Origin of the sequence: Roseixanthobacter liquoris (assembly GCF_043195135.2) — a bacterium.
Classification (GTDB): Bacteria; Pseudomonadota; Alphaproteobacteria; order Rhizobiales; family Xanthobacteraceae; genus NCEH01.
On record NZ_CM195537.1, the window covers coordinates 1170086 to 1195051 of the forward strand.

The 24966-nt window shown below is 69.5% G+C and carries 27 protein-coding genes; 17 read left to right on the forward strand and 10 right to left on the reverse strand.

The window, feature by feature from the left end:
* Window positions 1-303, reverse strand: a complete 303-nt coding sequence (locus tag V5F84_RS05265; protein WP_394043674.1) for a hypothetical protein — start codon at window positions 301-303, stop codon at window positions 1-3.
* Window positions 304-602: 299 nt separating this feature from the next.
* Here V5F84_RS05265 and V5F84_RS05270 point away from each other — a divergent pair, with 299 nt between their 5' ends.
* Together V5F84_RS05270 and V5F84_RS05275 are read left to right on the forward strand one after the other, a co-directional pair.
* Window positions 603-827: a hypothetical protein gene (locus V5F84_RS05270; RefSeq protein ID WP_394043675.1), complete on the forward strand. Its 225-nt coding sequence runs from the start codon at window positions 603-605 to the stop codon at window positions 825-827.
* A gap of 239 nt (window positions 828-1066) precedes the next feature.
* Window positions 1067-1663 (forward strand): SCO family protein, encoded by a 597-nt coding sequence (locus tag V5F84_RS05275; protein ID WP_394043676.1) that lies wholly within the window; start codon window positions 1067-1069, stop codon window positions 1661-1663.
* On the opposite strand, the gene V5F84_RS05280 is transcribed toward V5F84_RS05275, so the two are convergent.
* The gene (locus V5F84_RS05280) at window positions 1614-3614 is read right to left on the reverse strand and encodes a glycosyltransferase (protein WP_394043677.1); all 2001 of its coding nucleotides are present in this window, start codon (window positions 3612-3614) and stop codon (window positions 1614-1616) included. The genes V5F84_RS05275 and V5F84_RS05280 overlap by 50 nt on opposite strands.
* Before the next feature lie 152 nt (window positions 3615-3766).
* Between V5F84_RS05280 and V5F84_RS05285 the strand changes: the two genes are divergently transcribed.
* Window positions 3767-4708, forward strand: coding sequence for a transporter substrate-binding domain-containing protein (locus V5F84_RS05285; protein ID WP_394043678.1), 942 nt, complete (start codon window positions 3767-3769; stop codon window positions 4706-4708).
* Between the two features lie 25 nt (window positions 4709-4733).
* Here V5F84_RS05285 and V5F84_RS05290 read toward each other — a convergent pair whose 3' ends face one another.
* Entirely contained in the window at window positions 4734-5192 is a 459-nt protein-coding gene (locus V5F84_RS05290) for a DoxX family protein (RefSeq protein ID WP_394043679.1), read from the reverse strand.
* Between the two features lie 184 nt (window positions 5193-5376).
* On the opposite strand from V5F84_RS05290, the gene V5F84_RS05295 reads away from it, so the two are divergent.
* The 6 genes from V5F84_RS05295 to V5F84_RS05320 all read left to right on the forward strand — a co-directional run bounded on the left by V5F84_RS05295 (window position 5377) and on the right by V5F84_RS05320 (window position 11034).
* The gene (locus V5F84_RS05295; RefSeq protein WP_394043680.1) at window positions 5377-6009 is read left to right on the forward strand and encodes a hypothetical protein; all 633 of its coding nucleotides are present in this window, start codon (window positions 5377-5379) and stop codon (window positions 6007-6009) included.
* 98 nt (window positions 6010-6107) lie between these two features.
* Window positions 6108-7772, forward strand: coding sequence for a lysine--tRNA ligase (locus tag V5F84_RS05300; RefSeq protein WP_394043681.1), 1665 nt, complete (start codon window positions 6108-6110; stop codon window positions 7770-7772).
* Window positions 7773-7828: 56 nt separating this feature from the next.
* Entirely contained in the window at window positions 7829-8515 is a 687-nt protein-coding gene (locus V5F84_RS05305) for a sulfotransferase family 2 domain-containing protein (RefSeq protein ID WP_394043682.1), read from the forward strand.
* An 86-nt stretch (window positions 8516-8601) separates the two neighbouring features.
* The gene (locus V5F84_RS05310) at window positions 8602-9237 is read left to right on the forward strand and encodes a peroxiredoxin (RefSeq protein ID WP_394043683.1); all 636 of its coding nucleotides are present in this window, start codon (window positions 8602-8604) and stop codon (window positions 9235-9237) included.
* 123 nt (window positions 9238-9360) lie between these two features.
* Window positions 9361-9636 carry a DUF6460 domain-containing protein gene (locus V5F84_RS05315; protein WP_394043684.1) on the forward strand — a complete coding sequence of 92 codons (276 nt, stop codon included), beginning with the start codon at window positions 9361-9363 and terminating at the stop codon, window positions 9634-9636.
* 24 nt (window positions 9637-9660) lie between these two features.
* Window positions 9661-11034: an MATE family efflux transporter gene (locus V5F84_RS05320; protein ID WP_394043685.1), complete on the forward strand. Its 1374-nt coding sequence runs from the start codon at window positions 9661-9663 to the stop codon at window positions 11032-11034.
* Here V5F84_RS05320 and V5F84_RS05325 read toward each other — a convergent pair.
* On the reverse strand, window positions 11031-11393 hold the full coding sequence (locus V5F84_RS05325; protein ID WP_394043686.1) for a DUF952 domain-containing protein: 363 nt from the start codon (window positions 11391-11393) through the stop codon (window positions 11031-11033). The genes V5F84_RS05320 and V5F84_RS05325 overlap by 4 nt on opposite strands.
* Window positions 11394-11629: 236 nt before the next feature.
* Here V5F84_RS05325 and V5F84_RS05330 point away from each other — a divergent pair, with 236 nt between their 5' ends.
* On the forward strand, window positions 11630-12307 hold the full coding sequence (locus V5F84_RS05330; RefSeq protein ID WP_394043687.1) for a S24 family peptidase: 678 nt from the start codon (window positions 11630-11632) through the stop codon (window positions 12305-12307).
* A gap of 15 nt (window positions 12308-12322) precedes the next feature.
* Here the strand turns inward: V5F84_RS05330 and V5F84_RS05335 are convergent, their stop codons facing one another.
* Together V5F84_RS05335 and V5F84_RS05340 are read right to left on the reverse strand one after the other, a co-directional pair.
* Window positions 12323-13966 carry a cisplatin damage response ATP-dependent DNA ligase gene (locus V5F84_RS05335; protein WP_394043688.1) on the reverse strand — a complete coding sequence of 548 codons (1644 nt, stop codon included), beginning with the start codon at window positions 13964-13966 and terminating at the stop codon, window positions 12323-12325.
* The gene (locus V5F84_RS05340; protein WP_394043689.1) at window positions 13963-15006 is read right to left on the reverse strand and encodes a ligase-associated DNA damage response exonuclease; all 1044 of its coding nucleotides are present in this window, start codon (window positions 15004-15006) and stop codon (window positions 13963-13965) included. The genes V5F84_RS05335 and V5F84_RS05340 overlap by 4 nt, the downstream gene beginning before the upstream one ends.
* Window positions 15007-15096: 90 nt before the next feature.
* On the opposite strand from V5F84_RS05340, the gene V5F84_RS05345 reads away from it, so the two are divergent.
* Entirely contained in the window at window positions 15097-16026 is a 930-nt protein-coding gene (locus V5F84_RS05345; RefSeq protein WP_394043690.1) for a methyltransferase domain-containing protein, read from the forward strand.
* 239 nt (window positions 16027-16265) lie between these two features.
* On the opposite strand, the gene V5F84_RS05350 is transcribed toward V5F84_RS05345, so the two are convergent.
* Together V5F84_RS05350 and V5F84_RS05355 are read right to left on the reverse strand one after the other, a co-directional pair.
* Window positions 16266-16772, reverse strand: coding sequence for a tyrosine phosphatase family protein (locus V5F84_RS05350; protein ID WP_394043691.1), 507 nt, complete (start codon window positions 16770-16772; stop codon window positions 16266-16268).
* Entirely contained in the window at window positions 16769-17407 is a 639-nt protein-coding gene (locus tag V5F84_RS05355) for an HD domain-containing protein (RefSeq protein ID WP_394043692.1), read from the reverse strand. Before V5F84_RS05355 ends, V5F84_RS05350 begins: the two co-directional genes overlap by 4 nt.
* Before the next feature lie 73 nt (window positions 17408-17480).
* Between V5F84_RS05355 and V5F84_RS05360 the strand changes: the two genes are divergently transcribed.
* The 3 genes from V5F84_RS05360 (at window position 17481) to V5F84_RS05370 (ending at window position 18811) form a co-directional block, all read left to right on the forward strand.
* Complete coding sequence (locus V5F84_RS05360; protein WP_394043693.1) at window positions 17481-17954, forward strand: NUDIX hydrolase; 474 nt, start codon at window positions 17481-17483, stop codon at window positions 17952-17954.
* A 47-nt stretch (window positions 17955-18001) separates the two neighbouring features.
* Window positions 18002-18421 carry a TIGR02301 family protein gene (locus V5F84_RS05365; RefSeq protein WP_394043694.1) on the forward strand — a complete coding sequence of 140 codons (420 nt, stop codon included), beginning with the start codon at window positions 18002-18004 and terminating at the stop codon, window positions 18419-18421.
* A gap of 126 nt (window positions 18422-18547) precedes the next feature.
* Window positions 18548-18811 carry a hypothetical protein gene (locus tag V5F84_RS05370; RefSeq protein ID WP_348844033.1) on the forward strand — a complete coding sequence of 88 codons (264 nt, stop codon included), beginning with the start codon at window positions 18548-18550 and terminating at the stop codon, window positions 18809-18811.
* A 686-nt stretch (window positions 18812-19497) separates the two neighbouring features.
* On the opposite strand, the gene V5F84_RS05375 is transcribed toward V5F84_RS05370, so the two are convergent.
* Window positions 19498-20838: a dihydroorotase gene (locus tag V5F84_RS05375; RefSeq protein ID WP_394043695.1), complete on the reverse strand. Its 1341-nt coding sequence runs from the start codon at window positions 20836-20838 to the stop codon at window positions 19498-19500.
* A gap of 111 nt (window positions 20839-20949) precedes the next feature.
* Between V5F84_RS05375 and ygfZ the strand changes: the two genes are divergently transcribed.
* The 3 genes from ygfZ (at window position 20950) to V5F84_RS05390 (ending at window position 23112) form a co-directional block, all read left to right on the forward strand.
* Window positions 20950-21801: a CAF17-like 4Fe-4S cluster assembly/insertion protein YgfZ gene (ygfZ, locus tag V5F84_RS05380; RefSeq protein ID WP_394043696.1), complete on the forward strand. Its 852-nt coding sequence runs from the start codon at window positions 20950-20952 to the stop codon at window positions 21799-21801.
* Entirely contained in the window at window positions 21798-22388 is a 591-nt protein-coding gene (locus V5F84_RS05385) for a DNA-3-methyladenine glycosylase I (RefSeq protein WP_394043697.1), read from the forward strand. Before ygfZ ends, V5F84_RS05385 begins: the two co-directional genes overlap by 4 nt.
* A gap of 106 nt (window positions 22389-22494) precedes the next feature.
* The gene (locus V5F84_RS05390) at window positions 22495-23112 is read left to right on the forward strand and encodes a TetR/AcrR family transcriptional regulator (protein WP_394043698.1); all 618 of its coding nucleotides are present in this window, start codon (window positions 22495-22497) and stop codon (window positions 23110-23112) included.
* Here V5F84_RS05390 and V5F84_RS05395 read toward each other — a convergent pair.
* Window positions 23068-24921, reverse strand: a complete 1854-nt coding sequence (locus tag V5F84_RS05395) for a sulfatase family protein (protein ID WP_394043699.1) — start codon at window positions 24919-24921, stop codon at window positions 23068-23070. The two genes, V5F84_RS05390 and V5F84_RS05395, sit on opposite strands and share 45 nt — an antisense overlap.
* Window positions 24922-24966: the final 45 nt, after the last annotated feature.

Sequence of the window (24966 nt, forward strand, 5' to 3'; positions counted from 1 at the left end):
TCAGGCCGCGACGCCGGCGGCGCGCCGCTGGGCGAGGGGCACGGCGCGTTCGCACAGGGCGTCGCGCACGCCGACCATGGCCTGCATGCGGGCCTCCAGCCGTTCGGCCACGGCCTCCGGCGCGCGGAACAGCAGTTCCACGCTGATGCCGTCCTCCAGCCGCGCCACGTCGAGATGATCGGGCAGCACGTTGTGGATCACGAAGGGTTCGAGGAGGCGCAGGAGCACGTTGGACTCGGGTTCGGCCTCGAGCACGAGGCGATAGGTCGCGTCGCCGGCCGGCGCGCAGCAGGGGGAGGTCATGGAAGTCGGTTCCGAAGAAGGAAGAAGAAGCAGGATGCGCGTTATCGTGCCCGGCCGATGAGATCGACCGGGCGGAGAATTCGCAGCATCGCCGCACCGGCACGCCGGTTCTTGCTCTCCGAAAAAGACATGCCGCCAAACTAGGCGGGCCGGTCCGGTGCGTCAACGGTGCGACCGGGCGGGGCCGCGCCGGCGGGCGCACACACAAACCTTTGACATTGCTCGCCTTGGCGCGGGGCCGTCTGCGCTGTAGGCTTATCTGGCTCCGGCAGCCATGCCGGGACAGGGACGGTTTTGCCATGACGGGGATGCGCGAGGGAGCAAGCGGCACCGACTGGGCGGCAGCAGCGCCGGGATACGCGCCTGCGCCGGCCGCTTCGGCATTCGCCGGGCAATCGCTGGCGCTCGCGGCCATGGCGATGGTCGCGGCGGCCCTGCTCGCCGGGGCGGGCCTGCTCTGGGTCGTGCACGGGCCGGCGGTTTTCCTCGATATGCTCACCAACGGCTTCGGCACCTGCCTGTGAGGGCGCCCCGGCCGCGCACCGGCGCGCAGGGCGGTGTTCGGCGCGCAAAGCGGGTTCCGTGCCCAGCGCCATCGGGCCCGTATCCGCCGCGCGGGGCGGTCCTGCGCCCATCGGTCCGATGGACCGTGTTTGCGGGCGCGTCTAATCACGGCGGGCGCCATCTCGCCGCGCCTTATCCTTTCCGCCCGTGCGCACCGGCCTTGCCCGCGCGCGCCCGCCGGGCCTGAAACGAGGTCGTCATGTCCCCCCGCACCAAGATCTTCGTCCTGTTCGCGAGCTTCCTCGCGGGCGCAGCGATCCTGGTGGCCGTGACCACCGCCCTGCTGCCGGCGCAGCAGCAAAATCCGGTGGCGGCCGTCGCCACCATCGGCGGGCCGTTCCAGCTCGTGGACCAGACCGGCGCGGCGGTGACGCAGGACGCGCTGAAGGGCAAGCCCTCGCTGATCTTCTTCGGCTTCACCCATTGCCCGGACGTGTGCCCGACCGCCTTGTTCGAGATGTCCGAGGTGTTCGCCGCGCTGGGGCCGGATGGGGACAAGCTCCAGGCCTATTTCATCACGGTGGACCCGGAACGGGATTCGCCGGAGGTGATGAAATCCTATCTGTCCAGCTTCTCCCCCCAGCTCAAGGGCCTCACCGGCACGCCCGAGCAGGTGGATGCGGTGAAGCGCGGCTATCGCGTCTATTCCAAGAAGGTGCCGCTCGAGGGCGGCGACTACACCATGGACCATACCGCCGTGGTCTATCTGATGGACAAGACCGGGGCGTTCGTCGCCCCGTTCAATCTCAAGCGGTCGCCGGCCGAGGCGGCGGCCGATCTGCGGCGCTTCCTTTGATCTGAGGCGCGCGGGGGCCGGCCGGCGCGGGCCGCGCGGGCGGGCGGGTGGAAAGGCCGTGCTCGGTCTTGTTCCATTGGTGCGGCGCGCGGATCAGCTCCGCCAGCGCCAGCAGAGTGGCGAGGGACAGCATCAGCCAATAGAGCGGCAGCAGGGGCAGAACCCAGAGGCTGCGCAACAGGCCGCGCCGCCGCGCCCCGCAGAGCGCCAGCACCGCCGCCCCGCCATAGCCGAACGCGAGATTGGTGTAGCTGAGGGCGGAGATCAGCAGGTCCGACAGGCCGGACACCGTGCCGCCGAGGGCACCGCGCGCGAGATCCCAGCCCAGCACCGCCACGCACAAGGGGTGCAGCAGCGCCGCGACGAAGGGAAAGGCGAGCAGAAGGCTCGCCCCCGCCGTCTGGCCCGCACCCAGCTCGCGCAGCAGGCGGCGCGGATCGCGCCCGTGCACCAGCAGCGTCTGCGCCCACCCTTTCATCCAGCGCGTGCGCTGCCGCAGCCAGGTGCGCACATGCGCCGGCGCCTCCTCAAGGGTGGTGGAGGCGATCACCTCGGTGCGCCAGCCCTTGCGCGCGAGGCGCAGGCCGAGATCGGCATCTTCCGTCACGTTGAACGGGTCCCACGCCCCGACCCCTTCGAGCACGCTGCGGCGAAAATGGTTCGAGGTGCCGCCGAGCGGCAGGGGCAGGCCGAACGCCGCGACGGCGGGCAGGATGACATCGAACTGCGCGGCATATTCCAGCGCGAACTGCCGGCTGATCCAGCTGTCCCCGCCATTGTCGATGGCGAGGCGCGCCTGGACGCAGGCGAGGCGCGGCCCGCCCTTCTGGAACGCGGCCAACGCGGCGCGCAATTGCCCCGGCTCGGGAATGTCCTCGGCATCATAGACCACCAGGAATTGCCCGCGCGCGAACGGCAGGGCGGCGTTCAGCGCCTTGGGCTTGGTGCGCGGGCCGATGGCGGGCACCGGGATGATTTCGAACCGCGCCGGCAGCGCCAGGCGGTGCAGCGCTTCGCGCGTCTGCCGGTCGTCCTCCTCCACCACCAGCTTGATGTCCAGCTTCTCGGGCGGATACTCCAGCGCCGTCAGGGCGGCAACGAGCCGCGGCAGCACCGCCGCTTCGCGATAGAGCGGCACCATCACGGTATAGATCGGCAGATGGTGGTCGCCGAGCCGGCACGGGCCGTCCGGCTCGGGCGTGATGAAGCAGGCGGCGAGGCGCAGGGCGATCGCGCCGAGGAACAGCAGGGAAAGCACCGCCTGCACGACCAGCAGCGTCGCCTGCGGCGTGGCGAGAAGGCCGGTTCCGAACAGCGCGGCCAGGAGCAGCAGCGGCCCCGCGAGGATGCGCATCGGTGAGATCAGGGCAGCGGAAAAGCGCGGCATGCGCCGGCGCAGGTCGAAGGCGGCCTGCCGGGTCAGCGCCGGCCCCGCGTGCCGGGCGAGATAGGCGCGCAGGCGCTCGGGCGCGAGAACCGATGTGCGTGCGGCAAGGCCGGGGTCCTGCGCCACCGCGCGCGCCAGCCGACGGGCGCCATGCCCGCGCGGGCACAAGGTGAAGAGGGTGCCCCGCAGGGGGTCCTGCTGCGCCAGCATGCCGGTGCGCAGCGCCCCGCGTGCGCCGTCCGCATCGAGCGGCAGGCGGCGCGGCAGCACCGCGCGCGGCAGGCCGAGATGGGCGGCAAGGGCCGCGCTGGCAGCCTCGGGATCGATCAGGCCGGCGGCGATCAGCACCTCGTCCCCGCCGACGCCGAGATGGCGGGCGCGCGCCAGCGCGGCGGCGAGCGTCGCCTCGGGCAGCAGGCCGCGCAATGCGGCGAGTTCGGCTGGCAGGCGGGCCTCGCCGGGGGCCTCGACCCTGCGCCCGTGGGGGGCGGGAGGTGCCGCGCGGGGAGGCGCGGGCGCGTCCGGCGCTTGCTCCGCCGGCTCCGGACCTGCCGCCCGATCCATCGGGCGGTGATGCGCCCCCTCTTGCGTCCGCGGCCATCCCGGCGCAAATCCGTCACGCGCATGCGTATCATGCGCACGGGCCATGTGGCGTCGCGCGTCCTTGCCCACCCAGAGTTCCCCCCGCAGCCCCCTGCAACTGGCAGAACGGTACGATGAAACAGAAGCAAGGGCCAGCCGCTGCAACCTGTGATATTTTGGGCGTCGTGTTCCTGCTGGCAGCGCTGCTGTGGCCCGCCGCGCCGGTGCGCGCGCAGACCGCGCCCCCTCCTGCGGCCCCCTCGGCGCCCCCTTCGGCGTCCCCTTCCGTGGTCCCCTCGGCGCGGGCGGGCGCGCTGGTGCCCAGCTTCTGGAATCCCGAGCGGCGGGTGGAGCGCCCCGATGCCTCGCGCCTGCCGGGCAACCTGCGCTTCCTGACCACGGACGATTATCCGCCCTTCAATTTCCTGTCCTCCGACGGGGCCTTGATGGGATTCCACGTGGATCTCGCGCGCGCCATCTGCGCGGAACTCGCCATTTCCTGCACCATCCAGGCGGTGCCGTTCGACACGCTGCTGGATGGCCTCGACCAGAATAAAGCGGATGCCGCCATCGCCGGGCTCGCCGCGACCGCCGCGAGCCGCCAGCGCGCGGATTTCACCGAGCGCTATCTCGGCACGCCGGCCCGCTTCGTCGCGCGCAAGGGGCAGGGCCTCGCCGAGGCGACGCCGGAGCAGGTGGCCAACAAGAGCGTGGCCGTCGTCGCCGGCACGGCGCACGAAGCCTATCTGCGGGCGTTCTTCAACGAGGCGGCGATCCGCCCCTATCCCGATGCCCAGGCGGCCCGCGAGGCGTTGCGCACCGGCAAGGTGGACCTGCTGTTCGGCGACGCCATCAGCCTCGCGCTGTGGCTGAACGGCTCCTCCTCGCAGGGCTGCTGCGCCTTCACCGGCGGGCCGTTCACCGAGAGCCGCTATTTCGGCGACGGGCTGGCGGTGGCGGTGAAGCCCGGCAACGACCAGGTGCGCCGCGCCATCGACTATGCGCTCCAGCGGCTCTGGGAGAAGGGTATCTATACCGATCTCTATCTGCGCTGGTTCCCGGTGGGACTTTACTAGCCGCTGCGGCGAGGGTCGGCCGATCCTAGGCCGAGAGGCGCCGGAGCAGGGGCGGCACGCCCGGCAGGCGGCGCACGACGGCATCGAGCGAGAGCGGGCCGCCGCCGGTGAGCACGAAGCTGGCGCAGACGAACGCCCAGAAGGCCGCGAACTCCCACCCGCCGCCGGCATTCACCCACAGGAAGCCGTTCTGGAAATGGCCGCCCAGGGCGAGCGCGATGATCAGATAGAGCGCGGTGCCGAGCCCGGCGAGGCGGGTCCAGAAGCCGAAGGTCAGGCCGAAGAAGGCGGCGAGCTCGCACAGGCCGGCCAGGAGCACCATGACCGCCGGCGCCGGCACGCCCATGTGCTGGAAGGCGGCGATGTCCTCGCCGCGCGGGCCGGGACCCTCGAACAGCTTCTCGGAAAAATGCGGGATGAAATCGAGGCCCACATAGACCCGGATCAGGAACAATTGGATCTCGCTCCAGCTCAGCCCGAACATGAGTTTTCCTCCCCCGTCACGCTCTGAAAGCGGACGGTCCTGCGCGCCGCCGCGCGCGTCAAGCCCGCGCCTTCGGCAAACCGGCCTGCGCCTTCCCCAAGGGGCGTTGACGCGAGCGTGTAATGCATCCGGCGCGGAACGGGCTTCACATGCGCCGCATGTTTCATGGGTCATGGAGATCTTCATGTTCCGACGCCTTCAGGGTCGCATGCCCGGCCTTCCCATCCTGCCCGCCGTCTCCCTCGTGCTCGCGCTGCTCGCCGTTCCGGCGGCGGCCCAGCAGCCGCCGCTGTCGATCGTACGCGGCTCGATCCTCGCCGTGGAGGGCCGCGACCTGACGCTCGACACCAAGGACGGCGCGACCAAGCTGACCCTCGCCGAGGCCACCGTATTCACCGGGGTCAACAAGATCACGCTCGCGGACATCAAGCCCGACGCCTATGTGGGGGTGGTCTCGGTGCCCGCGCCCGACGGCGTGGATCGCGCGGTCTCGATCCATGTCTTCCCGCCGGAACAGCGCGGCGTGGGGGAGGGCTCGCGCCCCTGGGACCGGCCCGGCACCACCATGACCAATGCCGCCGTGACCCAGCAGGTGACCTCCAAGGACGGCGACACGCTGACCCTTAAATACGGCTCCGCGGAAAAGAAGGTGCTGGTGACGCCGGAGACCTCGCTGGTCCGCTTCGAGCCCGGCGCCACCGCATCCGAGCTGAAGCCGGGCGTGAAGGTGATGGCCTTCACCACGCCGCCGGGCGAGGGGGAGCGGATGGTGCGCCGCCTGCTCATCGTGCGGGGGGATTTCATTCCGGCCCTGTGATCCCGGGCGGTCCTCGGGCAACATCCGTGCTTCCCTCCGGCGGCGTCGCGCACTAGTGTCCGCGCCTTCCCGCACTGCGCGCCCACCGGAGACACGTCATGAGCCTGGCGCCCGCCCCGACCGATACCCTTGCCGCCGAACTGCATGCGTTCGCCGAGACCGCGACCGCCTGGCCGTTCGAGGAAGCGCGCAAGATCGTCGCGCGGCTGAAACGCCGGCCCAAGGACGAGGTGCTGTTCGAGACCGGCTACGGCCCCTCGGGGCTGCCGCACATCGGCACCTTCGGCGAAGTGGCGCGCACCACCATGGTGCGCCACGCCTTCCGCGTGCTCACCGAGGACAAGATCAAGACCCGCCTCTTGTGCTTCTCCGACGACATGGACGGCATGCGCAAGATTCCGGAAAACGTGCCGGACCGCGCCGCGCTGGAGCCCTATCTCCAGATGCCGCTGACCTCCGTGCCCAATCCGTTCGGCGGGGATTATGCGAGCTTCGGCGACCACAACAACACCATGCTGCGGCGCTTCCTCGACACGTTCGGCTTCGATTACGAATTCGCCAGCGCCACCGACTATTACAAGTCCGGCAAGCTGGACGCGGTGCTGCTGCGCGCGGCGGAGAAGTACGACGCCATCATGGCGGTGATGCTGCCGACGCTCGGCGAGGAGCGGCAGGCCACCTACAGCCCGTTCCTGCCGATTTCGCCCACCAGCGGGCGGGTGCTCTATGTGCCGCTCAAGGCCGTGGACGCCAAGGCCGGCACCATCACCTTCACCGACGAGGACGGGGTGGACAAGACCGTTCCGGTCACCGGCGGCCATGTGAAATTGCAGTGGAAGCCGGATTTCGGCGCGCGCTGGGCCGCGCTTGGCGTCGATTTCGAGATGTTCGGCAAGGACCACCAGACCAATGCGCCGGTCTATGACAAGATCTGCGAAATCCTCGGCGGCACGGCGCCCGAGCATTATGTCTACGAGCTGTTCCTCGACGAGAACGGCCAGAAGATCTCCAAGTCCAAGGGCAACGGCCTCACCATCGACGAATGGCTGACCTATGCCAGCCCGGAGAGCCTCGCGCTCTACATGTTCCAGTCGCCGCGCTCGGCGAAGAAGCTGCATTTCGACGTGATCCCGAAGGCGGTGGACGAATATTTCAGCTTCCTCGGCCGTTATCCCACCCAGGATTGGAAGAACCGGCTGGGCAATCCGGTGTGGCATATCCATTCGGGCGAGCCGCCGCTTCTGGACATGCCGGTGTCCTTCACCATGCTGCTGAACCTCGCCTCGGCCTCCAATACCGAGGATGCGGCGGTGTTGTGGGGCTTCCTGAACCGCCACGTTCCCGGCGTCTCGGCACAGACCCACCCCAAGCTCGACGAGCTGGTGGGCTATGCGGTGAAGTATTTCCACAGCTTCGTGAAGCCGAACAAGGTCTATCGCGCGCCGGACGCGGTGGAGCGCGAAGCGCTCGGCACCCTGGACGCCGCGCTCGCCGCGCTGCCCGCGGGCGCCACCGCCGACGACATCCAGACCGCGCTCTACGATGTCGCGCGCCCCATTGCGCGCTATCAGGACCTGAAAGCCAAGGGCGCGACGCCCGAGCGGCCGGGGGTCTCGGTGCAATGGTTCAACACGCTCTATCAGGTGCTGCTGGGGCTGGAGAAGGGGCCGCGCTTCGGTTCGTTCGTGGAGATCTACGGCATTCCCGAGACCCGCGCGCTGATCCGCAAGGCCCTGGCGGGGGACATGGCGGCGGCCGAATAGGCCGCTCGGGCGACACGGAGCGTTCATCCGGGAGGCCCGCCGCGTTGGAGAGGAACATGGCCGGCGTCGAACTGGTTTCGGTTCATGTCCCGAAATGCGCGGGCACGTCGCTGCGGCTCGCCCTTCAACGCACCTATGGCGAGGCGGCGGTGTTCGCGGATTATGCCGACGGCGTCGCAAACCCCGCCTCCGCCATGAATATCGACCCGGATCGCTTTTTCGCCCGCTGGGCGGCGGCGGATTGGACGCGCTTTCCCTACCGGATCGTCCACGGCCATTTCCACCCCAACAAATACCGCACCTTGCCGGCGCGCATGCGGGCGACGTTCCTGCGCGACCCGCTGACCCGCCTCATCTCCCATTATCATTTCTGGCGGCGCGATGGCGGGCAGGGGCAGAATCCGGTGCGCGACTACGTGTACGAACAAGATCTCTCCCTGGAAGATTTCGCGCATTTGCCGAGCATTCGCTCTTTCTACACCGGCCTTTTCTTCCGCGACGTGGACATGGCGTCTTTTGATTTCATCGGCTTTTACGAAACGGCCGCGCAGGACATGGCCCGCCTCGAAAAAGCGCTCGGCGTGACCTTGCACCTGGGCCGTGAAAACACCAATACGACCCCGGACTATGCGCGCGCCGTGGAAGACCTGCGGTGCGACCCGGCGCTGACCGGGCGCCTGCGCGCGCTGCTGAGCGACGACATCGCCTTCTACGAAACGCTGCGCGAACGCGCCGCAGGCTGAAAGGCTCGGGCGTCTTCACATCTCTCCTAATGTAAGCGTACAATAAATATAATAACGTTGTTTATTTGTAAATTAGGAGAGCCGTGATGTCGCTTCGCTTGGGGGACGTGGTTCCCGATTTCACCGCCCAGACCACGGAAGGCCCGGTGCGCTTCCATGAATGGCTTGGGGATTCGTGGGGCATCCTGTTTTCCCATCCCAAGAATTTCACGCCGGTCTGCACCACCGAGCTCGGGCAGGTGGCGCACCTCAAGGGCGAATTCGACAGGCGCAACGTGAAGGTCATCGGCCTGTCCGTCGACACGCTGGAAAATCACCCGCAATGGGTGAGCGACATCGCCGACGCCACCGGCGCGCAGCTCAATTTTCCGCTGATCGCCGACAGCGACAAGACCGTCTCCGGCCTCTACGACCTGATCCACCCCAATGCCAGCGACACCGCCACCGTGCGCGCGGTGTTCATCATCGGGCCGGACAAGAAGCTGAAGCTGACCCTCACCTATCCCGCCTCCACCGGCCGCAATTTCCAGGAAATCCTGCGGGTGCTGGATTCGCTCCAGCTCACCGCGAAGCATTCCGTCGCCACCCCGGTGGATTGGAAGCAGGGCGAGGACGTCATCATCGTCCCCTCGGTCTCGGATGCGGCGGCGAAGGAGAAATTCCCCGAGGGCTGGACCACCGTGAAGCCCTATCTGCGGGTCGTGCGCCAGCCCGGCGCCTGAACGCGCCCGTGTCGCGGCCCGGGGCGGGAACAGGTTCCCGCCCCTCGGCACAGCGCGGGAACAGGTTCCCGCGGTTCGGCGGCGCGTGCTAAATGGGCGCCTGTGCCGACCCGGGAGCGCGCCATGGCCGAGGGAAACAACCAGCTGACCCGCTTCTTCGGCGGCTCGCCCGCTTTGGTGCTGGTGCGGCTGATCGTGCTGTCGGTGGTGGTGGGGGTGATTCTCGCAGCCCTCGGGCTCGATCCGCGCAACCTGCTCTCCAGCCTGCGGCATCTGGTGGAGAATCTCTTCACCTTCGGCTTCGATGCCTTCGAGCGCCTGTGGCGCTATTTCTTGCTGGGCGCGGTGATCGTTTTCCCGCTGTGGCTGATCCTGCGCCTCGTGCGCGGCAGCCGGTGAGCCCGGCGCGGGGAAAGCGCGATCATGACATCCGTTGAAATCCAGGCACCGCCGCGCGCCGCCGCGCCCCGGTCCGAGGAGGCGCCGCGCCCGGTGGACGTCTCGCACCGCCGCGTGCTGGCGATCGCCTTGCCCATGACCATCGCCCATCTCACCACGCCGCTGCTGGGCGTGGTGGACACGGCGGTGGTGGGCCGGCTCGGCGATGCCGCGCTCATGGGCGGGGTGGCGCTGGGCGCGGTGATCTTCGATTTCCTGTTCTGGGGCTTCGGGTTTTTGCGCATGGGCACGGTGGGCCTCGCCGCCCAGGCGCTGGGGCAGGGCGATGCCGTGGAGACCCGCGCGGTCGCCGCGCGGGCGCTGGGGCTGGCGCTGGCCTGCGGGCTCGCCCTCATCCTGCTGCAATGGCCCATCGGCTTCGGCGCACGGGCGCTGGCGGGGGCGAGCCCGGCGGTGGATGCGGCGGTGGCGGCCTATTTCCATATCCGCATCTGGGCGGCGCCGTTCTCGCTCGCCAATTATGCGCTCGTCGGCTGGCTCACCGGCATCGGCCGCACCGGGCACGCGCTGGCGATCCAGGTGGGCATCAGCCTGGTGAACATGGCGGCGACGGTGATCCTGGTGCTCGGGCTCGGCTGGGGCGTCGCGGGCTCGGCGGCGGGAACGCTTCTCGCGGAAACCCTTGGTGCGCTCGCGGGACTCTTGCTCTGTGCCCGCCTGCTGAAGTTCCGCCTCGCGGTGCCGCAGGCGATCCTGTTCGACCGCGCGCGGCTGACGGCGACCTTCGTGCTGAACCGCGACATCATGATCCGCACCGCCGCGCTGCTGGCCGGCTTCAGCTTCTTCGCGGCCCAGGGCGCGCGGGCGGGCGACGTGGTGCTTGCCGCCAATGCCCTGCTGAACAACATGATTCTGCTGGCGGCCTATTTTCTCGATGGGTTCGCCACCGCCGCCGAGCAGATTTGCGGGCAGGCGGTGGGCGCGCGCAACCGGCCCGCCTTCGGGCGCGCGGTGCGCCTCGTGCTGATGTGGGGCTTCGGCTTTGCCCTGGTGGCCTGCGCGCTCTATCTCGTGGCCGGGCCGGCGATCGTCGATCTCATGACCACCAATCCGCAAGTGCGGGGGATGGCGCGGGAATTCCTGATCTTCGCCGCCATTCTGCCGGTCGTGGGGGTGGCGGCCTATGCGTTCGACGGCATCTATATCGGCGCGCTCTGGTCGCGCGACATGCGCAATCTGATGCTGCTGTCGCTGGCGCTGTATCTCGGGTCGTTCTTTGTGCTGCGGCCACTCGGAAACGAAGGGCTGTGGCTCGCCTTCCTGGTGTTCCTCGGGGCGCGCGGGGGCCTCCAGGCCCTGCGCCTGCCGGCTTTGCTGAACCGCACGTTTTCCGCTTAAGGCGCGGACATCTCAACGGGGAATATATGCGCCCCGTCGGCGCCGAGCGGCAGGGGGCGGATCCAGGCGACGGCGGCGAGGGGGAGCGCGGCATAAAGGTGGGGAAACAGCGCGCCGCCGCGCGAGACCTCCCACTTCAGCGCCTCCCCGAGCGCCGCGGCCTCGACCGCGACCAGGAGCAAATTTTCCTGTCCCGCGAAGTGCTTGGCGGCGGTTTCGCGGGCCTGGGCGGCGGTGGAGAAATGGATGTAGCCGTCGGCATGGTCCACCGGGGCGCCGTCAAAACGGCCGGCGGCTTCCGCAACTGTCCACAAGGGGGTTGAACAGATCTTGAAGATCAGGCGGTCACGTTGGATCATGCTGCCATGTAGCGCGCGGACCGCCGGCGCGCCAGCCAAGATCTCACCCGGTTCCGTTGATGAATCGGACTTAATTCCTGGACTTTCGGGCTTTCTGAACTTATTTTCCTAGGATTCGGGCGTTTTCGGTCACAGTTTGGTTTCGAAAGTGTTCCGGCAGGTCGGGTCAGGATGACGCGGAAGGAAATACCTCCGGCCGCGTCGGATACGGATCGTTTTGCGTCCACGGGATGCGCATGCTCACTCATGGTCAAGTCTGGGGCGCCCTCGACCGCCTCGCCGCGCAGCATGGCCTTTCCGCTTCGGCGCTCGCCAAGCGGGCGGGCCTGGATTCGACCGCTTTCAACCGGTCGAAACGCATTACGCCGGACGGGCGGCCGCGCTGGCCTTCCACCGAGAGCCTCGCCAAGGTGCTCGCCGCCACCGGCTCCAGCATCGATGATTTCACCGCCTTGCTCGACGGCAATGGCGAGGGCATCCACCGCCACGTCGGTCTGGCCGAGGACCCGGTGCCGCCGCCGCGCCTCGCCCGCACCATTCCGCGCATCGGCTTCGCCCAAGCTGGGAAGGGCGGCTTCTTCGACGATGCCGGCTTCCCGGTGGGCGGGGGATGGGACGAGCTGCTGTTTCCCGAGGTGGGCGACGAGCATGCCTATGCCCTGGAGATTTCCGGCGATTCCATGCAGCCGCTCTATCGCGAGGGCGACATCGTCATCGTGTCCCCCGCCGCCACGCCGCGCCGGGGCGACCGGGTGGTGGTGAAGACCCGCGACGGCGAGGTGCTCGCCAAGGAGCTGGTGCGCATGACCCCGCGCACGGTGGACCTGCGCTCGCTCAATCGCGAATATGAGGATCGCCAGATCCCCGCCGCCGACGTGCTGTGGGTCGCCCGCATCATCTGGGCGACGCAATAGGGCGTTGGCGCCGGCTCACCCCTCCGCCCCCAGCAGCTTCTCCAGCGTCTCCAGCCGGTCGGCCTCGCGCGGCGGCTTGTCCCAGCGCAGGCGGGCGATGCGGGGAAAGCGCATGGCGATGCCCGAGCGGTGGCGGGTGGAGCGGGCGAGCCCCTCGAAGGCGATCTCCAGCACCAGCCCGGCGTCCGGCTCGTGCAGCACCTCGCGCACCGGGCCGAAGCGGTTGACGGTCGCTTCCCGCACGAATTTGTCGATCGCCAGCAATTCCTCGTCGGTGAAGCCGAAATAGGCCTTGCCCACGGGCACCAGGGTTTCGCCGCCCTCGCCCTGCGTCCACACGCCGAACGTGTAGTCGGAATAATAGGACGAGCGCTTGCCGTGGCCGCGCTGGGCATACATGAGCACCGCATCCACCGTGTGGGGGTCGCGCTTCCACTTCCACCAGGGGCCCTTCGGCCGGCCGGGCAGATAGAGGCTGTCGGCGCGCTTCAGCATCACCCCTTCCACCGCCTCCGCATCCACCCCCGCGCCGGCGGAGGCGGGATCGGCGCGGGCGGCGGCGAGCTGCTCCCAGCTCGCGAACGGCACCAGGGGAGAGAGGTCGAGCCGGGACGCGGCGGTGCGCGCGATCAGGGCGGAGAGCCGCGCCCGCCGCTCGGCGAACGGGCGCTCGCGCAGGTCCTCGCCCGCTTCCACCAGCAGGTCGTAGGCGCGCAGATGGGCGGGATAGTCGCGCAGCATCTTCGCGGTGACGGTTTTGCGGTTCAGCCGCTGCTGGAGCACGTTGAAGGATTGCACCCGCCCGTCCCGCACCACCAGCAGCTCGCCATCTATCGCCCCCACGAAATCGAGCGCCTCCACGAGGTCGGGGAAGGCGGGCGAGATGTCCTCGCCGGTGCGGGAATAGAGGCGCACGATCCTTTCGCCCTCGGGCGAGCGGCCGGCCACCGCCTGGATGCGGATGCCGTCCCATTTCCATTCGGCGGTGAAGGCGGCGGGATCGAGGGTGAGGAAATCGCCCTCTTCGATGGCGTGGGAGAGCATCACCGGGCGGAACGGCGCGGGATCGAGGTTTTCCGGGCGCGGCGCGCGGCCTTCCACCCAGGCGAACAGGTCGAGATAGGGCGGGGCGAGGCCCGGCCACACCAGTTCCACCTCGTCCGGCGCGATGCCGCCGAGCGAGGCCACGGCGGTCTTGGCGAGGCGCGCCGAGGCGCCCACCCGCAGCGCGCCGGTGATCAGCTTCAGCAGCGCCCAGCGGCCGGTGTCGTCGAGCCCGTCCAGCCAGTCGGCGAGCTGGCCCGGCAAAGCGCGCTTCGGCAGTGTTTCCAGGCCATGGACGATCTCGGACAGAAGCGGCGCATGGTCCGGCGGCGCCGCGCCTTCCGGCAGCGGCCACATGAGGGCGACGGTTTCCGAGAGGTCGCCCACATAATCATAGGACATGGCGAACAGAACCGGGTCCGCCCGCTCCTGGATCAGCGCGCGCACGAGGCCCGGCTTGGCATTGGCGAAGGACAGCGCGCCGGTGAGCGCGGCGAGCGCGATGCCGCGCTCCGGGTCCGGGGTGGTGGCGAAATAATCCGCCATCAGGCGGATCTTGGCGTTGCGCCCGCTTTCGTAGGACAGGCGATCGAGCAAGGCGGCGAAGCGGTTCATTCTCCCGCCTCCGGCGCGGGCGCCGCTGGGGCAGCCTCGTTCTCCTCCTCGCCATAGCCCACCATGTGGAGCGGGCGGGCGCGCAATTGCCGGGTCATGGCCCAATGCACCAGCGCGTCCTCGGCGCCGTGGGTCACCCACACTTCCTCGCAGCCGGTGGCGGAGATGGCGGCGGTCAGCCCGTCCCAGTCCGCATGGTCGGAAATCACCAGCGGCAATTCGATGCCGCGCTGGCGGGCGCGGGCGCGGACCCGCATCCAGCCGGAGGCAAAGGCGGTGACCGGATCGGGAAAATTGCGCGACCAGATGTCGGTGATGGCGGTGGGCGGGGCGATCACCACCGCGCCGGCGAAATCGGCCTTCCTGGTCCCCTTCGCCAGCCGGATGTCGCCGAGCGGAATGCCGCGCGCCTGGTAATAGGCGGTGATCTTCTCCAGCGCGCCGTGGATGTAGATCGGGGCCGAATGCCCCGCCGCGCGCAGCAGCGCCATGACGCGCTGCGCCTTGCCCAGCGAATAGGCGCCGACGATGTGCGCCCGCTCGGGAAACACATGCAGCGAATTCATCAGCTTGGCGGTCTCGGCTTCGGCATCGGGATGGCGAAACACCGGAAGGCCGAAGGTCGCCTCCGAAATGAACACATGGCAGCGCACGGGCTCGAAGGTCGCGCAGGTGGGGTCGCGCGCATCCTTGTAATCGCCCGAGGCGACGATGGTGCAGCCGCGCCAGGAGAGCGCGAACTGGGCCGAGCCCAGCACATGACCCGCGGGGTGGGCGGTGACGGTGACGCCGCCGATCTCCACGCTCTCCCCATAGGCGATGGCCTGGGTCGCGCCGGCGAAATTCGCGCCGTAGCGGATCGCCATCAGGTCCAGCGTCTCGCGGGTGGCGAGCACATGGCCGTGGCCCGCGCGGGCGTGATCGCTATGCCCGTGGGTGATGAGCGCGCGCGGCACGGCGCGCGTCGGATCGATGAAGAAATCCCCCTTGGGACAATAAAGTCCACCCGGGGCGGGGTGCAGAAGTTCGTCCGGACGCATGGTTGTGCGTTATATGGGGCCGAACGGCGCAGGCGCGAGGGTTTGGCGCTGGGTTTCCGGCACATCGCTTTCAGGGGAGCGGGTTTCAAGGTGTCCATCGTTCCGATTCCCACCTCCGGCGATCCCGTGCTGCACCGCCGGCTCGATTGGGCGCGCGCCTATCTCGACGACGGGGAGGCGCAGGTGGCGGGCGACATGCTGGCGGATCTCGTCGCCGAGGCGCCGCACTTTCTCGCCGCCTGGTTCCTGCTGGGCGAGGCGCGCGCGGCGGGCGGGGATGTGGCGGGCGCCATCGTCGCCTATGAGGCGGCGCTGGCGCGCGACGGGGCGGACGTGCTCGGCGCCGGCCTGCGGCTGGCGCGGCTCGGCGCGCGCGGGGCGCAGGGCGCCATGTCGCCGGCCTTCGTGCGCACCCTGTTCGACCAATATGCCGCGCGTTTCGATACCGCCCTGCGCGAGGGCCTCGCCTATCGCGGGCCGGAGGTGCTGGATGCCGCGTTGCGCAGCGCCTGCGCGGCCGCCGGCGTGCCGCCAAGGTTTGGCCGGGCGCTGGATCTCGGCTGCGGCACCGGGCTCGCCGCGCCGCTGTTCGCCCCCATGGCCGAGGCGCTGCTGGGCGTGGATCTCTCCCCCGCCATGATCGAGAAGGCGCGCACTCTCGGCCTGTATGCGGCCCTTGAGGCGGGCGAGATGGTGACTTTCCTCCAGGACCAGCCGCCGGGCGCGGCGGACCTCGTGCTGGCGGCGGACGCGCTGTGCTATCTCGCCGATCTCGATGGCGTGTTCCGTGCGGCGGCACGCGCGCTCGCCCCCTCCGGCTGGCTCGCCTTTACCCTCGAGACCCACGACGGGGCGGGGATGCTGCTGCGCGAGACCCTGCGCTATGCCCATGCGCCGGCCTATGTGGCCGAGCGGCTCGCGGCGGCGGGCTTTACGACGCACCTGCTGGAACCGGTTTCCACCCGTACCGAGAAGGGCGCTCCGGTGCCCGGGCTGGTGGGCGTGGCGCGGCTGGGCTGAGCCGCGTCCCCCTCACCGCGCGCGCGTCCCCTCACTGTGCGCGTCCCCCTCACCCTAACCCTCTCCCCCGTGGGGAGAGGGGATTCTGTGGGGCGGATTGGCGGAAGTTTGCTCTTCCCAACCACACCGGTTCCACCCGTGCCGGGCATGCCCCCTCTCCCCGGTGGGGAGAGGGTTGGGGTGAGGGGGATGGCAGGGAGGGTGTTCGGATAAGGGGCCGCCGGGCCGGGAAACCAACCTCAGTCCAGCGCCAGCTCGAACGGCTCGCCGGCCATGCAGTCGCGGCCCCGCCCGATGGCGGAAACCGCCCGGATCATGCGGCCGTTGCGGTTGAGCGCGGCATCCCCCAGCGACACGATCTTGGCATTGGGCGTGGCGGTGGGGGAGGCGGCGCGCAGGCGCACCGCCAGTTCGAATTCGTCGCGATGGGGCAGCAGCGCGCACAGCGTCACATAGGCCGCGGCGGTGGAGCGCGAGACCCCCGCATAGCAATGGATCACCAGCGGCGTGGTGCGCGGCCAGGCGCGCACGAAATCCAGCAGGTCGCGCATATGCGCCTCGCCCGGCGTCACCATGCCTTCCACTTCGCTGACGATGTCGTTGATGGAGAGGAACAGATGGTTCGCGGCGTCCACATTGTTCGGGCGCGTCAAAAGGGTCTCGCGGCCCACCAGCGTGATGACGTGGCGCGCGCCGGTCGCCTCCACCGTCTCGTGCAGCTTTGCGAGAGAGCAGACATGGATCATGGCGTTAGCTCCGCGAACCGGGCGAGGAACCGCTCTTTGGCGGTTTCAGCCGGCCAAGGGGTCAGATAATCCTTCTCCGCCTCCACGTCGAGGCGGATCGGGCGGCCGAAGAAGGCGCGCGCCTCCTGCGGCGCGAAGCCGGCAAGATGGGTCGCCTCCAGAAAAGCGGAGGCACGGTCGGCGGTCTTGACGATCCGCGTCAGGGCCTGCGGCCAGTCAACGGGCAGGCCGAAGCGCAGGCTGATGGCCGCCAGCAGGCGCGCTTCCACCGCCTTGTAATCCCCGCCGATCATGGCCTTGAAGGGCGAGATCATGTCGCCGATCACATATTCCGGCGCATCGTGCAGCAGCACCGCGCGCCGCCAGCGCACATCGATGTCGCCGACCGCGCGGCGGGCGAGCTTCTCGGTGAGCAGGGAATGCTGGGCGACGGAAAAGATGTTCGCGCCGCGCGTCTGCCCGTTCCAGCGCGCCACGCGGGCGAGGCCGTGGGCGATGTCCTCGATCTCGATGTCGAGGGGCGAGGGGTTCAGCAGGTCCAGCCGCCGGCCGGACAGCATGCGCTGCCACGCGCGCGGCGTGGGTTTCGCCTTGGGTGGGGGGCCGGCTGCGGGTCCGGTGGAAATCGCCGCCATGACGAATCGCGTGCTCCTTTGAATCCAAGAAGGTAAGCTTCCGCCATCGTGGAACAACCCGTTGGTTTCCCTCATGGCCGATGCCGTCCGCCCGACCCTCGCCGCCAGCGCCGCCGTGTTTCGCGGTCCCCTGGTCCTGCTCGCCCAGCGCGGCTATGCCCCCGGCAAGGGCCTGTGGAGCCTGCCCGGAGGCCGCGTCGAGCCGGGCGAGACCCTGGCGCAGGCGGCGGCGCGCGAGGTGATGGAGGAAGTGGCGGTGGAGGCCGAGATCGTCGGCCTCGCGGCGGCGCTCGATTTCATCTCGCGCGCCGAGGACGGCACGCTGAAGAGCCATTTCGTGGTGGCCGCCCATGCCGCGCTCTGGCGCGCCGGGGAGCCGGTGCTGAGCGACGAGGCGGTGGCCGTGGGCTGGTTCCATCCCGACGAGGTGGCGGGCCTTGCCACCACCCACGGCCTTGCCGACGTGGTGCGGCGCGCGGCGCGGCTGCTGGCTGCCGAACCCGCGCCCGACAACGGGTCGCAGGCCCTGGCGGACGCGGCCTCGTGAGCGCGGCCATCTTGACCGCGCGGGCGCCGCGCGGCACGAGTGGCGCCATGCGGCCCTTTTCCCTCTCGCCTTTTTCCTTGCCCCGCTTCCTCATCGCCCTGCCGCTGGCCGTCGTGCTCGCACTTTCGGGCGGACCCGCGCGGGCGGCGGACGGCTCGACCCCGCCTTATGAGAGCGACATGCTCAAGCTCGCGGAGCTTCTGGGCGGGCTGCATTATCTGCGCCCCCTGTGCGGCATGACGGCGGAAAGCCAGAGCTGGCGCATGCAGATGCAGGATCTGCTGGAGGCCGAGCAGCCCTCGGACGAGCGCAAGGCCAAGCTGATCGCGGCCTTCAACCAGGGCTATTCCAGCTATGCCCAGGTCTATCGCGCCTGCACCCCGGCGGCTGCGACGGCGGTGCAGCGCCAATTGGCCGAAGGGGCCAAGCTCGCCCACGAGATCGCGGTTCGCTTCGGCGGAAATTGACCGGGGGACAGGCTCCCCGCGGCGGTGCGGCGGTTAACCTTTCGTTTAGAAGTTCCGCGACGGCGCCCCGGAACGTGGTAGGTATTTGTGCCGCCCCGGCCATGGGGCGCGGCGCGGAGGCCTCTCTTGTCCAGCACGACCCTTCCTCATCAGGACATCGCCGAACTGGGCTCGGACGAGCGCCACGTCGCCTTCAGCTATCTGGACGATGCCTGGACCGAGGCCCTGCGCGACGGGCTGGATGAGGATTGCCTGGTGCAGGCGGCCCTGTTCACCGCCCTGCGCACGCTGGTGGCGGTCTATGGCGAGGAAGCCTGCGCCACCTATGTGGAGGGACTTGCCGGCCGCATCCGCCAGGGCGAATACACCATCATCGGCCAGCGCCAGTAGGCGGGCAGCGGGGCGCGCGCCAAGTCCGCAGCGCTTGTCCGGCTAGCCTCCCCATCGCTCTCCCGCCCCCGCCCCAACCCTCCCCCGCAAGCGGGAGAGGGGGCGATCTGGCGGGGCAGGGAGGCGCACTCCATCCGCAAGCGCGGGGCGAATGGGCGCGGGGACGGGCGCGCGCCCAAGTCCGCAGCGCTTTCCCGGCTAACCTCCCAACCCTCCCCCGCCCCCTCCCCAACCCTCCCCCGCAAGCGGGAGAGGGAGTGATCTGGCGGGGCATGGAGGCGCGCTCCATTCGCACGCGCGGCGCGAATAGGCGCGGGGACGGGCGCGCGCCCAAGTCCGCAGCGCTTGCCCGGCTAGCGTCCCCAACCCTCCCCCGCCCCCTCCCCAACCCTCCCCCGCAAGCGGGAGAGGGAGTGATCTGGCGGCGCAGGGAGGCGCGCTCCATCCGAAAACGGGGCGAATAGGCGCGGGGATGGGCGCGCGCCCAAGTCCGCAGCGCTTTGCCCGGCTAGCGTCCCCATCGCTCTCCCGCCCCCTCCCCAACCCTCCCCCGCAAGCGGGAGAGGGAGCGATCTGGCGGCGGCAGGGAGGCGCGCTTCATCCGCACGCGCGGGGCGAACCCTCTCCCGCTTGCGGGGGAGGGCAGGGAGGGGGCCGCGGCGCAGGGCGCGCGGCGTGGCGCGATCTCACCCGCCGGGCTGAAGGGTCTCCAGAAAGCGCACCGGCGCGCCCGCCGAGGGGGCGATCAATTCGCCTTCCCACATCACCTTGTTGCCGCGCACGAAGGTGCCGACCGGCCAGCCGGTGACCTCCTTGCCGTCATACGGCGTCCATTGGGCGCGCGAGGCGATCCAGCCATTGGTGATGGTGGCGCGGCGCTTGAGGTCCACCACCGTGAAGTCGGCGTCATAGCCCACTACGATGCGGCCCTTGCAGGCGATGTTGAACAGCCGCGCCGGGCCGGCGCTGGAGAGGTCGACGAAGCGCTGCAACGAGAGCTTGCCGTTCGCCACATGGTCCAGCATCAGCGGCACCAGGGTCTGCACGCCGGTCATGCCCGAGGGGCTTTCGGGATAGGTCTTGGCCTTTTCCTCCAGCGTGTGGGGCGCATGGTCGGAGCCGAGCACGTCCACCACGCCGTCGGCGATCGCCGCCCAGAGGGCATCGCGATGGCGCGCGCCGCGCACCGGCGGGTTCATCTGCGCCAGCGTGCCGAGCCGCTCGTAGCACTCGGGCGCGGCCAGGGTGAGGTGATGGGGCGTGACCTCCACCGAGGCGACGTCGCGCGCGCCGGCGAGATAGTCCATCTCCTGCGCGGTCGTGACATGCAGCACATGCACCCGCGCACCCACCTCCCGCGCCAGGGTCACGAGGCGCTGGGTGGCGATGAGGGCGGCGACGTCGTCGCGCCAGATCGGGTGCGAGGCCGGATTGCCCACCATGCGCATGGAGCGGCGCTCCGTGAGGCGCGGCTCGTCCTCGCAATGGAAGGCGGCGCGGCGGCGGATCACTTTCAGGATCTCGCGCACGCCCGGATCGTCCGCCACCAGCAGCGAGCCGGTGGAAGAGCCGATGAACACCTTCACCCCGGCCGCGCCCGGCAGGCGCTCCAGCTCCGGCAGGTCGCGCACATTCTCGTGGGTGCCGCCCACGTAGAAGGCGAAATCGCAGTGCATGCGGTTGCGCGCGCGGGCGATCTTGTCCTCCAGCGCGGCTGCGTCCGTGGTCTGGGGATTGGTGTTCGGCATCTCGAACACGGCGGTCACGCCGCCCATCACCGCCGCGCGCGAGCCGGTCTCCAGGTCTTCCTTCTGCTCCAGGCCCGGCTCGCGGAAATGCACCTGCGTGTCGATGACGCCGGGCAGAATGTGCAGGCCGGTGCAGTCGATGGTTTCGCCCGCCGCGCGCGGCGAGAGGCGGCCGAGGGCGGCGATGCGGCCGGCGCTGACGCCGACGTCCAGCATCGCTTCGCCCGCCGGGGTCACGACGCTGCCGCCCTTGAGGATGAAGTCGAAGGTGTCCGTCATGTGGGGGCTCGCTCTAATCTGGAGGGGCCGGCTCTAATGTACCGGGCCGACCCTTGAGGGGGCTGCTGCGCGGCTTTAAGTATGTCTGTAACATCTGACAAGGACATGGCCATGCCGATTGCCCCTCTCGCCGACCGGTCGGTGATCCACGTCGGCGGTCCGGACGCCCGGAAGTTCCTCCACAATCTCATCACCTGCAACGTGGCGGGGCTGGAGGCCGGCGGCGCGCGCTTCGGCGCATTGCTGATGCCGCAAGGCAAGATCATCGCCGATTTCTTCCTCTATGCGCCGGCCGGGGAGCCGGAAGCCTTCCTGCTGGACGTCCCCCGCGCGCTGAAGGACGACCTGCTGAAGCGCCTGAAACTGTATCTGCTGCGGGCGAAGGTGGAGTTCACGCTGGACGAGGATCTCGCGGTGGCCGCGCGCTTCGGCGCCGATGCGCCCGCCGCGCCCGCGTCCGCGCAGGCGTTCGCCGATCCCCGCCTTCCGGCCATGGGCGAGCGCCTGGTGCTGCCGCGCGCCGAGGCCGAGGCGCTGGCGGGCGATTCCAGCGCCTATCACGCCCACCGCATCGCCCTCGGCATTCCACAGGGCGGCCTCGACTTCGCCTATGGCGATGCCTTCCCCCACGAGGCGGACATGGACCAGCTCGGCGGGGTGGATTTCAAGAAGGGCTGCTATGTGGGCCAGGAAGTGGTGAGCCGCATGCAGCATCGCGGCACCGCCCGCACCCGCTCCGTTCAGGCCCTGTTCGAGTTCGCGCCGGAGGAGGGCTCGGAAATCCGCGCCGGGGAGAAGACCGTGGGCCACATCGGCTCCTCCGCGCGCGGCCACGGCATCGCCTTGGTGCGGCTCGACCGGGCGGCCGATGCCAGCGCCGCCGGCCTGCCTCTGGTGGCGGGCGGGGTCGAGATCACCTTGCGCCGGCCGGATTGGGCGACCTTCCCGATGGGGGACGCGTGAGCCTCCTGACCCCGCACGCCGACGGCAGGTGCCGCTGCCCCTGGTGCGGCACCGACCCGCTCTATGTGGCCTATCACGACACCGAATGGGGCGTGCCCGAGCGCGACGACCGGGCCCTGTTCGAAAAGCTGCTGCTGGACGGCTTCCAGGCCGGGCTCGCCTGGATCACCATCCTGCGCAAGCGCGACAATTTCCGCCGCGCCTTCGACGGCTTCGAACCGGAAAAGATCGCGCGCTACGATCCCGCCAAGGTCGAAGCGCTGATGAATGACGCCGGCATCGTGCGCAACCGGGCCAAGATCGAGGGCGCGGTTCTTTCCGCCCGCGCCTATCTCGACTGGCAGGCGCGCGGGCGCTCCTTTTCCGACCTCATGTGGAGCGCGGTGGACGGCAAGGTGCAGCTGAACCGGCCGCAGACGCTCGCCGACATTCCGGCGCAGACCCCGGCCTCCGTGAAGCTCTCCAAGGAATTGAAGGCGCTCGGCTTCAAGTTCGTCGGCCCCACCATCGTCTATGCCGCCATGCAGGCGTGCGGGCTGGTGAACGACCATCTGGCGGAATGCCATAGGGCGGCTCCGCGCGCATAGGCGGGCGCGGGCCGTCTCGGGGCGGATCTTCGGGGCCGCGCCTTCATCCGGGCGACGTGGGCGCTCGGGTATACTCACCGGTGAGTTCATCCCATCGGGAGGTCCCGTGTCCGCCACCGAAAGTCCGACGCGCAGCCGCATCCTGGACGCCGCCTATGCGCAATTCTACACCTACGGCTTCAAGCGCACGGGCATGGAAGCGATCGCCGCCGCGGCGGGGCTGACCAAGCGCACGCTCTATCAGAATTTCGACAGCAAGGACGCGCTGCTGACGGCGGTGGTGGAACATGCCGCCGCCCTGTCCATGCCGCGCATCTCGCGCTGGATCGCGGCACTGGAGGCCGACCCGCTGGGCGGCATCGACACGGTGTTCGCCGATCTCGCCGCCTGGACCGGCGCGCCGGGCTGGATGGGGTCCGGCTTCACCCGCATCCTCATCGAGATGGCCGATCTGCCGGACCACCCGGCCCACCGCATCGCCCGCGCCCATAAGGAAGCGATCGAAGGGCGGCTGGCGCAGGCGCTCGGCTCGGCGGCGCTGGCCTCGGAGATCATGATCGTGCTCGAAGGCACGCTGATCCTGTTTCTGATCCAGCGCGACCCGGCCCTGATCGCCGCCGGCGCGCGCGCCGCGCGCACCTTGGTCAAGGCCGCCCGGCGCTCCGGCACGCCCTTGTCCTTACCGCTGCTCCGGCCCCGGCAGCACCCATTTGCCGTTTCGTAGCGGCAGGAAGCTGCCGTCGTCCGTGCCTACTTCCTCGGCGATCCGGGCGTTCAGCTTGGCGTTCATCGCCAGGACGAGGTCGCGGTTCGCGCCCTGGTGGGCGAGGTTGCGCTTCTCCTCCGGGTCCTCGTGCAGGTCGTAGAGTTCGAGGTCGTTGAGGGCGAGCAGGTCCTCGTAGGTGGCCGGGGTATTGAAGGAGAGCGGGGAGAAATAGCGCGAGAAGCGGTAGCGCCCGTCGAACAGGCTGCGGATGGCGCAGCGCTGGGCGAAGTCCGGCTCGTATTGCTCCAGCCACGCGCGCTTCTGCGCCACCGTGGCATTGGGCGAACGGGTGATCGCCTCCATCCGCGTGATCCACTTCGCATCCTGGAACAGCAGCATGTCGTAGCAGAACAGGGCGCCCGGCCGCAGCGCCGCGGCGTCGGCCTTCGCGGGGGCCTTCAGGAGAGGCGAGAAATCCCGCCCCGCCAGTCCCTCGCCCGCCGCCTTCAACTGGTCCGTCGGAAGGCCGGTGAGCGCGAGCAGGGTCGGCGTGAGGTCCACCTGGGAGGTCACAGCCCGGCAGGTGGCGCCGCCGGGATAGGCGGGATGCACCACGATGAGGGGAAGGTGGTTCTGCTCGCGATAGGTGGAATTGCCCTTGCCGCGCATCTGGTGCGCGCCGCCCAGTTCGCCATGGTCGGCGGTGAAGACGATGATGGTGTTCTCGTCCATGCCGGTCTGGCGCAAGGCGGCGAGCACCGCGTCCACCTGCCGGTCGCAGTCGCGGATGCAGTTGAAATAATAATCCCGCAGCACCCGCCAGCGCCGGTCCTCGTCCGGCCACGCGCCCACCAGCGTGTCCTGCACGTCCTGATAGATCAGATGCGCCGGCGGGCGGCCCGGCGCGTCGAAGGGCTGGCTGCGGGTGGACGGCAGCGGTGCATCCCATCTGGCGGCATAGAGGTCGTCGGCGGGCGGCCGGGCGATGGCCATGGCGGATTTCTTGCCCTGCACGGTTTCCCCCGGCAGGTCGGAATTCACGTACATGACGTCGTGCGGATTGACGAAATTCACCGCCAGGTACCAGGGGGTCCCGGCTTCCTTCAGCTTGAGCCCCTTGGTGCGCATCCAGCGCTCCACGAAGGCGGCGGTGGTGGCGTCGTAATCATAGCCGCCGAGCGTGGTGTCGGTGACGTCGCCGAACCCGAAGAAATCCTGGAAGCCGTAGCTTTCCATGGTCTTGCGATATTCGGCCATGGGCGCCTCGTCGGCGTGCTTGGCCTTGTCGAGATTATAGGAGAGGTGCCACTTGCCCTGGTAGGCGGCGTGATAGCCGAGCTGGGCGAGGCGATGGCCGATGGTCTTGACGCTGGTCGCCATGTCCGCCTGCCAGGGGGAATTGGCATTGTCGAACACGCCGGTATGGGGAATGTGCAGGCCGGTATAGATGGTCGAGCGCGCCGGCGAGCACACGCAGGAGGCCGCCTGATGGTTCGCGAACGAAATGCCGTTCGCCTTCAGCCATTCGCGCGCCGGTACCGGGAACGGCCATTTCTCGAAATAATGCTCCTGGTCCACCAGGATGAAGAGAATGTTGTAGCCCGCCGGCGGGCGATCAGGCGCCACCGTCACCGCTGGGCGGGACGCCGCCTTGGCCGGCTGGGCGGCCGCGAGATCGGGCAGGAGATGGGCGCCGAGCAAGGCCGCGCCGCTGCCCACCAGCAGGCGGCGGGCGGGATTGCGCGGGCGGCTCTCGTCGCCCGAAGCCTGCGATGGGGATGAAGCCTGCGATGGGGATGTCGGATCCGACGTCTTATCCTCGGCCACGTGCGCCTCCCGGCTTGCGCCTCGGTTGTGCCGGGCGGAGCATGC